Source organism: Tardiphaga sp. 215_C5_N2_1 (assembly GCF_052076055.1).
GTDB classification, from domain to species: Bacteria; Pseudomonadota; Alphaproteobacteria; order Rhizobiales; family Xanthobacteraceae; genus Tardiphaga; species Tardiphaga robiniae.
Map to the genome: position 1 here is coordinate 5048045 of NZ_CP197240.1, position 12436 is coordinate 5060480.

Sequence of the window (12436 nt, forward strand, 5' to 3'; positions counted from 1 at the left end):
TAGTCTCGGAAGTTGCCTTCGCCCTCGCAAGGAGATTACGTGTCGCAGATAGTTTTGAGTAATGTCCGCAAGGAGTTCGGCGGCCAGCGCGGTGCCCGAAGCTGGACGGCGTTGAACGGCGTGGATCTTTCGATCGAGGTCGGTGAGATCGTCGGCATCCTTGGGCCGTCCGGTTGCGGAAAATCCACGCTGCTGAATATCGTGGCCGGTCTCGACAACGACTATGATGGCCAGTTCACCATTCAAGGGAAGACGATCGAGGAGCAGATCGCGGCAGGATTTCGGGTGGCCTATGTTTTTCAGGAATCCCGCCTGCTACCCTGGAAGACGGTGCGCGGCAATGTGGAATTCGCGCTGAAGGCCTCGAAGTTCCCAGCCAGTGAGTGGCGTGACCGCGTCGACAACGTATTGGAATTGGTCGAGCTTTCGAAGTTCTCCGAGTTCTATCCGCAGCAATTGTCCGGTGGCATGCAGCAGCGCGCTTCGATCGCTCGTGCCTTTGCGATCGAGCCTGACATTTTGCTGATGGATGAACCATTCAGCGCGTTGGACGAGATGACCGCGCGACATCTGCGCCAGAGCCTGCTCAATATCTGGTCGGCATTTCGCACGACCATCCTGTTCGTCAGTCATAATGCCACCGAAGCATCGTTTCTTGCCGATCGCATTATGGTCATGGGCAGCGGTCCTGGAGGAACTATCCGGGAGGAAATCAGCATGGTCGGCGTACAGCGCCCGCGGTCCTATGAGGACCTCAGCCTTTTCGAAAAGAGCAAGACCGTCGTCAATGCACTTCGCAGTCACTCCGGCCGAACCGATCCTGTCCTCGCTTAATCACCGTTTTCTACGAAAGGGAAAATTGATGTCTGGCACCAAACGTCTTCTGCGCGTGGCGGCATTTCCGTTGCTCGCTCTCTTCGCGAGCTCGGTTATTGGCTCGGCAGCCGATGCCGCACCAAAGGGCGACGGCAGTACTATCCGCATGATGCTGAATCCGGCGGGCACGATGTCGTTTCCGCCGTTCGTGATCAAGAAGTTCAAGCTCGACGAGAAGTATGGCTTCAAGTTCGAAACCATCAATTACACCAATGCCAACACCGCGACGGCCGCGATGCAGAGCAAGAGCGCGGAGATGATCGTCTATGAGTGGCTCGCCACCGCGCGTATTATCGATGGCGGCATTCCCGTGGTTGGCGTGGCGCCGTTCATGACATACATCAACACAGTGTTGGAGCCGGCCGACTCGACCATCAAGACCCTGGCGGACCTCAAGGGCAAGAAACTCGGCGTGCACAGCAAGACATCCTACGATTGGATGATCATGCAGGCGGCGGCGAAGCAGAAGTACAACATCGATCTCGCCAAGGAAGTTACCATCCAGGAAGCTGCTGCACCGCTGCTGCGCGGCGCGAGCGACCAAGGGCAGCTCGATGCCACCCAGATGTGGAATTCACTAGCGGCCGACATGCTGGCGTCGAAGAAGTACAAGACGCTGATCACAATCCGGCAGATCACGGAAGATCTCGGAATCCCGACGGTGCCATATCTGTTCTTCGGGATGCGCGCCGACTACGTCAAGGAGCACCCGGATAACGTCAAGGCCTTCGTCGCCGCCTACCAGGAGGTTTACGATATCCTTATGGCCAATGATCAGGTCTGGGAAGAGCGCGGTGCGGAGATGAAGTTGTCCCCTGAAGGCATCGTCGCGTTCCGCGATCAGGTCCGTCGCGATCTGGTCAAGAAGTTTACGCCCGACATGAATGCTGCGCTCGACAAGACATTCGATATCGTCTTCAAAGTCGCCGGCCCGGAAGTGATCGGCTTCACCAAGATGCCACCGAACATGCTGTCGCTGGACTATCAGTAAGCGCCAGTGTTTCGAGCGCACCAAGACAAAGGGCCCCTCGGGGGGGCCTTTTCATTGCGAACAGAAAGCGAAGATCAGGCCGCCTTCGGCGCCGTGCTATAGCTGCGCGCATACATCTGCTGCATGTGTTCGGCCACGGTCGCGGTCGGGTATTTCGGTGTCTCGCCCGGCTTCAGGCAACCGGGGATACATTCCAGCGGATGATCTGCATTGCCCGAATAGAAGAACGGGACCGAATAGCGGCGCTTGCCGGAGACGTTGACCACGCGGTGCACCGTCGAGCGATACAGGTCATTGGTCCAGCGCGCGATGGCATCGCCGATGTTGAACACGAATGTGCCGGGGATCGGTGCAGCGTGTATCCAGCTATTTCCGGCGTCGCGCACCTGCAGGCCACCATTGCTATCCTGCAGCAACAGCGTCAGCGCACCATAGTCGGTATGTGCGCCGGCACCAGCCTGGCCAGCCTCCGCATCGGCCGGATGCGGTGGGTAGTGCAGGATCCGCAGTGTCGAGAGCGGATCGCGGTTGAAGCCGTCAAAATAATCTTCTGGGAGATCGAGCGACAATGCCAGGCCAATCATGACGCGTTCCGACAGATCGCGCATGGCGGAGTGATAGGCGCGCATCGTCGGCTTGAAGCCAAGCAGGTCTTGCGGCCACAGGTTCGGGCCATAGTTGAATTTCCTAGCGACGACCATCGGGTGATCCGCGGGCAGTTCGAGACCCATATAATAGGTCTCCTTGAGGTCCGGCGGCGCATTGACATCGAGCGTCTGCGCCTTCAGCGGTTCCCAGCCGCGGTTGCAGTTCGACAGTGCTTTCGAGACCTTGCGTTTGTCTTCTTCCGGCTGGTCGAAAAAAATCCGGGTCTGCTCCTGCACGGCATCGATCAGCCCCTGCGGCACGCCATGATTGGCGATGTAGAAGAAGCCGTTATTGACACAGGCGGCGTGCATCGCGTCGGCGACTGCCTTGTGATCTGTGAATTTTGACGAGGAGAGCCCGCTGACATCGATGACGGGGAGCTGGTTCGTGGAGATTTCGGCGGCGTGCAGAGAGTCGGACATCATAAGCCTCGCTTGAGTTCGAATCCTGGTCAGCCGGCGGCGCCGGCCGTTGTCTTCAGCATATGCGCGGATGAGTGCGCTCAGGAAGCACAGATCATCGCTCAGGGTGATGCCGATCCGGCATCAGGTCAATTGCTCCGCCTGCTGGCGTTGCCGCAGGTCGTCGGCCAGCAGTTGGATCAGCATGTCGACCGGGGCGGGGAGCGCGCGCTGGGCGCGGGCCAGGATCGAGACCGTGCTGACCACGGGACCGCCGGCGTCGAGCGGAACATGGGCGATGCGCTGCTCAGCCAGCGAGCGCTCGAGCCCGAACCGGGTCTGCAATCCGATGCCAACCCCCATTTCGACCAGCGAGCGAATGGCATCGATGGAGTTCGTGCTGACAGATGCCACCGGTCGCACATTGAGCCGCAGGAACGCTGGCGCGAGAAGTTGCATGATCGAGATCGCATCTTCGGGCAGGATCAACGGATAATCGAGGCATGCCGAAAGCGGGATTGGCGCTCGCGCCGCCAGTTGATGGTCGGGCTTCATGATGACGCCAACGCCAAATTCGGCGGCGAACAGTCGTCGCAATCCAACTGAGACCGGCAAATCGAAACCGACGCCGAGATCGACATCCCCGGCGGTCAGGGTTTGCTCGATCCGGAGCGACTCTGTTCGACGCAATGACACGGTGATCCGCGGCGCCTTGGCGCGCAGCGCGGCAATCACGCCCGGCATGACGGTGGTGCAAATTCCCTCAGCGGCGGCCACCGTAACGTGGCCAGAGTGCACGCCGACCAACTGGTCCAGTTCGGCGCTCAGACGTTCGGCATCCTGCAGCACCACAATAGCATGGCGCGCAAAGGCCTCCCCCGCAGCTGTCAGCCTTACGCCGGTGGCCAGCCTTTCGAATAACGGCAGCCCGACGTCCTGTTCGAGACGCAGGATCTGGCGATTGACCGCTGAGGAGGCGACGTTGAGCCGGCGCGCGGCTTCGCGGATCGAGCCGGAGCGCCGCACAGCGTCGAAATACAGCACGGCTCCGGCATGCAGACGCGCGACCTTCACTGACGCCTCCGTTTCGTCACGCGACTCTTGCAGTCCAGCTACGCCGGATCGCGTCGCTGATCTTCTCCGCAATCATCATGGTGGCCAAATTGGTATTGGCGCGCGGCAGCGATGGCATCACCGAGGCATCGACGATGCGCAGATTATCGACGCCATAGACGAGGCCATCGGGATCGACCACGGCACGGGGATCGTCCGGCTGTCCGATCCGGCAGGTGCAGGTGACGTGAGAAACGCTCATGGCATACCGCTTGAGGTAGTCCTTAAGCATGGTGGGATCTCCCAACAGCGCGTCGATCGACGGCGCGTTGGACAGGACATGTTTTACGAGCAGGCTGCGCAACCAGGCGGGGCCATCGAGCAGCCTCCCTAGTGTGCCCATAATCCATTTGTTGGAACGGCGCATCTGGCTCATGCTCCGGATGAACGGACTGAAGCGCACCGCGAATGGATGCTCGATCACGGGGGCCATCTGCGGATCACGCAGCAGGCCGGCAATGACGCGGAAGCCGTCCGCGAGCCGTTCGACATCGCCATCGGCGCCGAGCAGGTTCATCCGTACGATCGGCATACTGTAGGGATCGACGTCTTTTAACGTCACTTCGCCGGTCGAGCGCGACTTGTTGAGCCAGAGATAGAAATAGGCAATGCGCTGGCCGACGCCGTGCCACGCCGAAGACACGCCGTTATGCATATAAAGGTCTGACGGCAACGAGACCGGCGTCGACGATGTAAAACGCAGGGCCACGTGGCCGGACTTCTTTAGCCGCTTCGGCATACGGGCATGCGGCTTCACCAGTGCGCAAAGATGCGTGCCCGGATGATCGCGCAGATTCTGGCCGACGCCTTCGCGTATGGCGCGGGGAGGGATACCATGCCGTGCGAGCGTGGCGGCGGGGCCGATGCCTGCGCGCATCAGCATTACCGGTGTTTGCAAGGCGCCAAGGGCGAGAATGATCTCGCCGCCTTGCGCGGTGGCGCGCTGGCCGTCTCTCTCATAATCGACGCTGACCGCGCGCGTGCCGTCGAAGCCTAATCTAACGACGAGGCTGTCGGTGAGGATCGTCAGGTTCGGCCGTTTGCGCACCACTGCGGTGAGATAGGCCATCGCGGCGGACACGCGCTGGTGGTTCTCGTTAGTATAGGCCGGCGCAAAATAGCCGTCTGTGAAAACGCTGTTCTGGTCGTGGATGTCCTGCAGTCCAGTGTTCTCGGCCGCGCCAGCGAGGCGCTGCGAGAATTCCGGCCATTCGGCGCGCGGCACGCGGATCAGCGGGATCGGCCCGTCGCTGCCGTGCATCTGCGTGTTGTCGGAAAAGTCGAGGTCGCGCTCGAGTTTGCGGAAGTATGGCAACACCTCGTGCCAGCCCCAGCCGGCGGCGCCGAGCCGCTGCCATTCGTCATAATCGTCGGGAATGCCGCGATTGCCGACCTGCGCATTGATGCTGGAGCCGCCGCCGAGCACGCGGGCCTGTTCGTAGAAGCGGTCGCCGCCCCGGTGTTGGAACGGGATTACCCGAAGCTTCGGCCACATGTAGCGCGTGCCGTGGAAAATGACCGCAGGGGCCGGGCTGCGAATTTCCGCGGGCTCCTCGCCGGGCGGCGTGTCTGCGCCGGCTTCGATCAGCAGCACGCGGATAGCGGGGTCTTCAGACAGCCGTGACGCCATCACGCAACCGGCGGAGCCTCCGCCCGCGATCACGTAGTCGAAACGATCTGTGATTCCGGCGGACGTCATGCGGATCAGGATTTCAGGCGAGTGAGGTTGAATGTTGGCACCAGCGCGAACGGACGCAGGCAACCATCCATCCAGCGAAGCGCGTCGCGGATCGCGGGCTTGAGATTATCGATCTGATCGACGACGCGATAATTGATGCGCATGGCCTTCAATACATCGAGCGTTACCTCGCCGCTTTCGGCAAAAAATTCCTGGTCGCCGGTGTCGCCGCGGAATTCCGTGAGCATCAAGGTCGGAATGCCGTAGCTCATATGGCCGCGCAGTAGATGATAGACGCTGGCGAATAGCCCGAAATTCTCGATCAATGCTGCTGGTCGCCGTCCCGAAAGCCACGCGCCAGCGCACATGCCAAGGCCGGTGCCTTCATGGGGTACGGAGACATAGTCGAAGCCATCGTCCTTAAGTAACAGCTCCTGCACCGATGAAAAACCGCTGCAGGGTAGACCGATCGCAAAGTTGACGCCGTTCTCCTTGAGGCCTTCGTACAAGACCTGGCCGAGGCTGGAATGTCCGGTCTCGCGCAAAGCGGGGTCGGCCGCGGGCTTGGCGCCATGTTCCTTGGCCGAGGGCTTGAAGATCTTTACGCCTTGGCTCTGCTCGATGTGTCGGGCGAAGCGATACTTGTTTTCCTTGAGGTCCATCGGCAGCGCGCCGACAAATTGCTGCTCGACACTCGTTCTCACCACGATTACCAGCGGCGCGTTCACGATACGTTTGTCGAGCACGCCGATAAAGCCGTCGATGTCTGCGACGGTCACGACATTGGCGATGCCATATGCCCGTGCCAGTGTTTCCAGGTCCACGCCGGATGAGCTGAGCGAACCGACCGCCGGCAGTTTTCCAGTCGATACGTAACCGCCATTGTCAAACACGATCACGGTTAGATTGGCGCCGGCCTGTGCGGCGATCACGCCGAATACCGAGGGGTCGAAGAAGATTCCACCATCGCCGTCGAGTGCGATGACCTCCCGCTTGGGCAGCGATAACGCGAGGCCCAGAGCGTAGGATGTCACCATTCCCATGCCTGCGGCATAGAGATTGGCATCCGATGGCCGCACAGAGAGCCATTCGGTGGCGGTGTTGGCGAGGTTGGTCACGACGAGCTGATTTTCGGTGCGCGCGGCCAACGCCTGCAAGAAAGCGTAGCGTTTCACGGTCCCGGCGCCGGTCATCTGGTGATCCCTAAAGTCATGCATACACGTCTCTGCATTTACCGCGTGTTGAAGGATCATGACCAATCAATAGGGAAAAAAGGAGCTTATAAATCAGCGATATCGCCCATATTTTTTGCATGTATTTTTGCATACAAAATATAGGGTGCGAGGATCAAACAGGCGACGAAGATGCTGGCCCACAGACCTTTCACGATAGCGATTGAAGAACACTACAACGACCCCGAGCTGGTCGCGCATTTTACCGGCCTCGACTTGCTGAGGCCGCCGGAGATCGAGCGCAAATTGCTTGATCTCGGTGAGGTCCGGCTGCGCGAGATGGACGAGGGGGCAGTCGATATTCAGGTGCTGTCTCATGCCGGGCCGACGACGCAGAAGCTTGCGCCGGATGTAGCCGTGCGGATGGCGAGGCTGACCAATGATCGCCTGGCGAAGAGCATATTCTTCATGGCACGTGATCGCTTCGCGGGATTTGCGGTGTTGCCCACGCCGGCGCCTGAAGCTGCGGCCGATGAACTCGAGCGTTGCGTCACCGAACTGGGTTTCAAGGGTGCGGTGGTCAATGGCCTGACCAACGGCAAGTTTCTCGACGAGCGCCAGTTCTGGCCGATCTTTGCGCGCGCCGAAGCACTGGACGTGCCGATCTATCTGCACCCGGCGTTGCCGAGCCCGGATGTCGAGAAGATCTATTACGACGGGATTACCGACAAATTTCCCGAGTTCCGCGGGCCGGTATGGGGCTTCACCGCGGAAACCGCCACTCAAGCGGTGCGCATGGTGCTCAGCGGCGCGCTGGCGGAGTATCCGAAGCTGCAGCTGATCCTTGGTCATCTTGGCGAGGCGCTACCGTTCATGCTGTGGCGCATCGACGATTTGCTGGCGCGCCCGGTGAGCGACGGCATGACGTTCAGCGAGATCTTCCGGCGCAACTTCCACCTCACCACGAGCGGCAATTTCTCCGACACCGCTTTGGCATGCAGTATCGCAGAGATGGGTGTTGATCGCATCCTGTTTTCGGTGGATTGGCCGTTCGCCTCTAACAAGGCCGGGACCGACTGGGTGATGCGGACATCGCTCAGCGATGCCGACAAGGCCAGGATTCTCGGCGAGAACGCGCGCAAGCTGCTGAAGATGTAATAGTGCTTGCGGTTAGACCGCAGGCTCGCCGGCGAGTTCACGCATCCGGCCGAGATCGACGACCTTGCCGTGACTGATCACGCAGACCGGCGCGCTATGAAAGCGTACGGCTTCGAGCACGTCGTTCTGCGCGAGCATCACGAGATGCGCGGGATTACCGACACCGAGCTTCAACGGCACATTCATCGCCTTGCCGGCATTGATCGTAGCGAGATCGTACAGCGTTTCGATCTCCTCCCGCGCCATCATCCAGAGCAGATGCGACGCCAGGAAGACCACTTCGAGCATGTTGTTGCGGCCGAACGGGTAATACGCGTCAGAGATGTCGTCTTGCCCGAGGCAGACATTCACGTTCTCCGCCAGCAACTCCTGTACGCAGGCATGCAGGGGGCCCGTATGTGGATCGCTGACCACCGAGATATTCGCGGCGCGCAGCGTGCCGATAAGGCGATGCAAATATGGTTTCGGATACTGGCTCATGGCGCGGCAGTGGTGCGCGAGCGCGCGTCCGCTCCAGCCACGCTTGCCGGCTTCGATCGCAAAGGTCTCCAGCGTGCGCAGGCCCGGATCACCGGCATCGTCGAGCAACATCGAGACGTCCTTCTCGAATTGTTGCGCCAGGTCGAAACAGAATGAGATGTGCTCGGTGGCCGCGGCGTCGGTATATTCGATCCACGGAATGCCGCCGACGACATCCGCGCCGCGCTCCATCGCTTCACGCATCAGTTCCTTGGTCCCGGGTTCGCGCAGCACGCCATCCTGCGGGAAGGCGACGACCTGGACATCGACGATCCCCTTGAATTCGTCGCGCACTTTCAGGAGCGCATTGAGGCCTTCGAGGCGGCCCTTGCTGTCGACATCGGCAAAGGCGCGGATATGCAGGTTGCCATAGAGTGCCGCGAGCGCGACTGCGCGGCGTGCGTTTTCGATGATCCAGCCTTCGGCGTATTTCTCTTTCACGCGGCTGGCGACTTCGATGGCCGCCATCGCCTTGCCCATGCTGGCGCCGTGATAGTTCGCGCGCGCCTCGTCCTCGACCATCGTGAGTGTCCACACCTTGCAGAGATGCAGATGCGGATTGGCGAATGATTCAGTCACGAGCCGGCCGCGGGCTTCGATGATCTGTTCTGCTTGCAACGTCAGTCCCGGCGCGATCGCGGTGATCCTGCCGTTGGTGATCGCAATGTCGGTGAATTCCGCGAGGCCGCGCAATCTGGCGCCTTTGAGAAGGATATCGCAGCGGGTCATGAGAGCGTCTCGTGGTTGCTGTTCAAGCGAAAAGGTACAGACGGACGTACGAGGGGCAGCCAAGCAATGGTCGTGCCAGACCGGGTCATTTGCACACTAAAGATCTAAAATTGCATACATTGTCTCATTATATGGCGTAACGGCGCGGAACGTGGGGAGTCAAAAGTGCGCATCACGGTGATTGATACCGGCACCCCGTCGTTCCACGCGGCGGCACTGGTCGGTGACAGAGTTGCAATGCTGATCACGCAGGCTTCGGTGTCGTCCTATGTGCGCAAGCTGCTGCGAGGCTGGGGGTGGCCGAACAGGTTTCCTCGATGATGCCGTGGGACATGCCGCTGGCGGAAGTTTGGCAGCGCCGCGGCGAGATGCGTGAGCTGACGTTGCGTCTGTGTCGTGAAGCGATGGCAAGGGTCGATGTCAACGTCGTTCTGCCATTCTGCGCTGTGTTCGTACCTTTCATAGTCGATCCCCATGAGATCGAGGACGAGATCGGGATACCCGTCATCAACGGCGTTGCGGTCGGCCTGCCCACGGCCGAGATGTTCGTCGATCTGAAGATGGTCCACAGCAAGAAAGCTCACCCGGCCGCCCCCAGCGCGTTGTGGGAGTTACGATCCCGCCAGTGAGGTGTGCTATATCGTTGTGGCGGATACGAAGCGTCATTCCGCACGCGTCGCGGCACAGGCAAGGGGCACATCGTTGGATTTCCGGCAGTTACGCTATGCCCTTTCGGTCTCGAAGGAGCGCAGCTTTACCCGAGCCGCGAAGCGGCTGAACATCTCGCAGTCCGCCGTCAGCGAGCAAGTCAGGCTGCTCGAGGAGGAAGTGGGTTTCGATCTGTTCACGCGGACCTCCCGTGGCATCGAAGCGACTGATCGCGGGCGCACCTTTCTCTATGAATCCGAACGCGTGGTTGGCGATCTCCTGAGCCTGTCCGATACCGCGCGGCGATTGCGCGGGGCAGTGCTGGACACGCTGACGATCGCGATGGGCTCGGGCATGGCGCAGATCTTCATGCCGCGTCTTTTCGCCGACCTCAAAGGCGAACTTCCGGGCGTGCGGCTGGAGATTATCACCGCACCGACCCGCAATATTTTCACAGAGCTGCATGAGGAGCGGATCGACGCTGGCCTGGCCATTGAGTCGGATCCGGACCGGTTGCCGTCCGGGCTGGTCGATGCTGAAATGGCGCTGATCGTTCCGGCCAAGCATCCACTCGGGCGTGGTAAGCAGCCGGTCGATATCGGTCGCCTTCTGGCCGAGCCGTTGATCATGAGCGAACTCACCGTCGGTTACGGTCAGGTGGTGATGTCGCTGTTCACGGACCTCGGCATGCGTCCGAACGTGATCGCCGTCGTCGATAACATCGAGACCATCAAGATCATCGTACAGTCCGGCGGGGGCATCGCCATCGTGCCGCGCGCTTGCGTCGCCAATGAAGTCGCACTCGGTCTGTTGAAGGCGATGCCGATCGCGCCGGCGCGAAATGTTGCATTCAGTCTGTTTCGTAGGCGTCAACCGATGTCACGACGCAAGGAAACCGCGCTTCAGAAGATGCTTGAGATGCTGAAGGGCTAATGGTCCCTGCTATCTGTTTTTCCGATGGCGCCATCGAAAATCGGATTTTGACTCCGCAGCGGCCGCGGACCCATGCTGACACATCTTCACATCGGAAGTTGTCAGCATGTCTCAAACCGCCACTCCTCGTTTTCGCATCGGAATCGATACCGGAGGGACCTTTACCGACATCGTGTCGGTGGACGCTGCCACCGGTGCGATGGAGGTCACCAAGGTCTCGAGCACGCCATCCAATCCGGCAATCGGTCTGGTGCGCGGCGTTAACGACATTCTCGCGCGGGCGGGTGCCGGGCCGGCGGACGTTGCCGGGCTGGCTCACGGGACGACTGTTGCCACCAACGCACTGCTGCAGGGCGGCATCGAATCTCTGGGGTTGATCGTCACTTCGGGCTTTCGCCATTTGCTGGAAATTGCACGACAGTCTGTGCCCGATGGTTACGGCAATTCCTATTTCTGGGTGAAGCCGGAGCGGCTGGTGCCGCTGCAATTCGTTCGCGAGGTCGGCGGTCGCTTTGACTTCAAAGGCAATGAGTTGCGTCCCCTCGACGAAACCATGGTGCGGGAGGCCGCACGCTTTTATCGCAAGCACAAGGTCCAGGCGATCGGCATTTGCCTGATGCACTCCTACGCCAACGACAGCCACGAGCGTCGCGTCGCCGAGATCGTCGCCGAGGAATATCCCGAGGCGACCTTGTCGCTGTCCTGCGTCGTGTTGCCGGAATATCGCGAATACGAGCGCGCGGTCACAACCCTCGTCGATGCGTTCGTAAAGCCCTATCTCGACCGTTATCTGAAGCGCGTGCATGACGAGTTGGGTCTGCTGCAGAGCGTGCCGTTCCTGGTGATGCAGTCGAGCGGCGGCGTCGCCAGTTCTGAACAGATCCTGCGCAAGCCGATCACGACAGCGCTGTCCGGCCCAGCGGCAGGGGCTCTCGGTAGCGCGGTCATTGCCGACATCGCCGGCTTCCCCGATCTGGTGACGCTGGATGCCGGTGGCACCTCGACCGACTTTTGCCTGATCGAAAACGCCAAGCCGCAACTACCAACGGCGGCTCGGTTGGGCAGTTTCCGGTTCGCATCCCGATGATCGACATCTCCACCATCGGCATCGGTGGTGGTTCGATTGCCTGGATCAGTCGCGAGGGGCACCTCAAGGTCGGTCCGCGCAGCGCTGGCGCAGTGCCCGGGCCGATGTGTTATCCCAACGGCGGCAATGAGCCCGCGATCACCGATGCCAATCTGGTACTGGGGCGGCTGCCCCCGGCGCTGATCGGCGGCGGCATCGCGCTCGATGTCGCGCGTGCCCGCGCCGGCGTCGCCGCGCTGGCTTCGAGGCTGCCGGGTAACATGACCGCGGAACAACTCGCTCTGGGTATCATCGAGATCGCCAATTGGGCGCAGGCCAATGCGATCCGCCAGATGACTATCCAGCGCGGCATCGATCCGCGCACCTTCGCACTGCTGTCGTTCGGCGGTGCAGGCCCGGTGCAGTCGCCGGCGGTGATGGACCTTCTGGGCATGAAGGCCTGCATCGTTCCGCCCAATCCCGGCAATCTCTCCGCCTTCGGCC

At 60.7% G+C, this 12436-nt stretch carries 10 protein-coding genes and 1 pseudogene; 6 read left to right on the forward strand and 5 right to left on the reverse strand.

Going from position 1 to position 12436, the window contains the following annotated elements; all coding sequences use genetic code 11:
• Window positions 1-39 precede the first annotated feature (39 nt).
• Window positions 40-834, forward strand: a complete 795-nt coding sequence (locus AB7828_RS23965; protein WP_441231346.1) for an ABC transporter ATP-binding protein — start codon at window positions 40-42, stop codon at window positions 832-834.
• A gap of 28 nt (window positions 835-862) precedes the next feature.
• Entirely contained in the window at window positions 863-1867 is a 1005-nt protein-coding gene (locus AB7828_RS23970; RefSeq protein WP_441231347.1) for an ABC transporter substrate-binding protein, read from the forward strand.
• A gap of 74 nt (window positions 1868-1941) precedes the next feature.
• Here the strand turns inward: AB7828_RS23970 and AB7828_RS23975 are convergent, their stop codons facing one another.
• The 4 genes from AB7828_RS23975 to AB7828_RS23990 form a co-directional block, all read right to left on the reverse strand.
• Window positions 1942-2937 carry an isopenicillin N synthase family dioxygenase gene (locus tag AB7828_RS23975; RefSeq protein WP_441231348.1) on the reverse strand — a complete coding sequence of 332 codons (996 nt, stop codon included), beginning with the start codon at window positions 2935-2937 and terminating at the stop codon, window positions 1942-1944.
• A 123-nt stretch (window positions 2938-3060) separates the two neighbouring features.
• Window positions 3061-3960, reverse strand: a complete 900-nt coding sequence (locus AB7828_RS23980; RefSeq protein WP_441231349.1) for a LysR family transcriptional regulator — start codon at window positions 3958-3960, stop codon at window positions 3061-3063.
• Between the two features lie 46 nt (window positions 3961-4006).
• Window positions 4007-5728: a GMC family oxidoreductase gene (locus AB7828_RS23985; protein ID WP_441231350.1), complete on the reverse strand. Its 1722-nt coding sequence runs from the start codon at window positions 5726-5728 to the stop codon at window positions 4007-4009.
• 5 nt (window positions 5729-5733) lie between these two features.
• Window positions 5734-6900: a thiamine pyrophosphate-dependent enzyme gene (locus tag AB7828_RS23990; protein WP_441231351.1), complete on the reverse strand. Its 1167-nt coding sequence runs from the start codon at window positions 6898-6900 to the stop codon at window positions 5734-5736.
• A 171-nt stretch (window positions 6901-7071) separates the two neighbouring features.
• Between AB7828_RS23990 and AB7828_RS23995 the strand changes: the two genes are divergently transcribed.
• A complete protein-coding gene (locus AB7828_RS23995) occupies window positions 7072-8037 on the forward strand; it encodes an amidohydrolase family protein (protein ID WP_441231352.1) in 966 nt (321 codons plus the stop codon).
• A 12-nt stretch (window positions 8038-8049) separates the two neighbouring features.
• Here AB7828_RS23995 and AB7828_RS24000 read toward each other — a convergent pair whose 3' ends face one another.
• Window positions 8050-9285: an amidohydrolase family protein gene (locus AB7828_RS24000; protein WP_441231353.1), complete on the reverse strand. Its 1236-nt coding sequence runs from the start codon at window positions 9283-9285 to the stop codon at window positions 8050-8052.
• Window positions 9286-9581: 296 nt separating this feature from the next.
• Here AB7828_RS24000 and AB7828_RS24005 point away from each other — a divergent pair, with 296 nt between their 5' ends.
• The 3 genes and pseudogenes from AB7828_RS24005 to AB7828_RS24015 all read left to right on the forward strand — a co-directional run.
• Window positions 9582-9914 (forward strand): hypothetical protein, encoded by a 333-nt coding sequence (locus AB7828_RS24005; protein WP_441231354.1) that lies wholly within the window; start codon window positions 9582-9584, stop codon window positions 9912-9914.
• A 73-nt stretch (window positions 9915-9987) separates the two neighbouring features.
• Window positions 9988-10866, forward strand: a complete 879-nt coding sequence (locus tag AB7828_RS24010) for a LysR family transcriptional regulator (protein ID WP_441231355.1) — start codon at window positions 9988-9990, stop codon at window positions 10864-10866.
• Window positions 10867-10972: 106 nt separating this feature from the next.
• Window positions 10973-12402: pseudogene (locus AB7828_RS24015) on the forward strand (hydantoinase/oxoprolinase family protein); the annotation flags it as partial.
• Between the last annotated feature and the right edge of the window lie 34 nt (window positions 12403-12436).

Excerpts from the sequence above, each read along its gene's own strand:
- AB7828_RS23970 (WP_441231347.1), top strand. The coding sequence starts at position 863 with ATGTCTGGCACCAAACGTCTTCTGCGCGTGGCGGCATTTCCGTTGCTC.
- AB7828_RS23985 (WP_441231350.1), bottom strand. The coding sequence starts at position 5,728 with ATGACGTCCGCCGGAATCACAGATCGTTTCGACTACGTGATCGCGGGC.
- AB7828_RS24000 (WP_441231353.1), bottom strand. The coding sequence starts at position 9,285 with ATGACCCGCTGCGATATCCTTCTCAAAGGCGCCAGATTGCGCGGCCTC.
- AB7828_RS23975 (WP_441231348.1), bottom strand. The coding sequence starts at position 2,937 with ATGTCCGACTCTCTGCACGCCGCCGAAATCTCCACGAACCAGCTCCCC.
- AB7828_RS23995 (WP_441231352.1), top strand. The coding sequence starts at position 7,072 with ATGCTGGCCCACAGACCTTTCACGATAGCGATTGAAGAACACTACAAC.
- AB7828_RS23990 (WP_441231351.1), bottom strand. The coding sequence starts at position 6,900 with ATGACCGGCGCCGGGACCGTGAAACGCTACGCTTTCTTGCAGGCGTTG.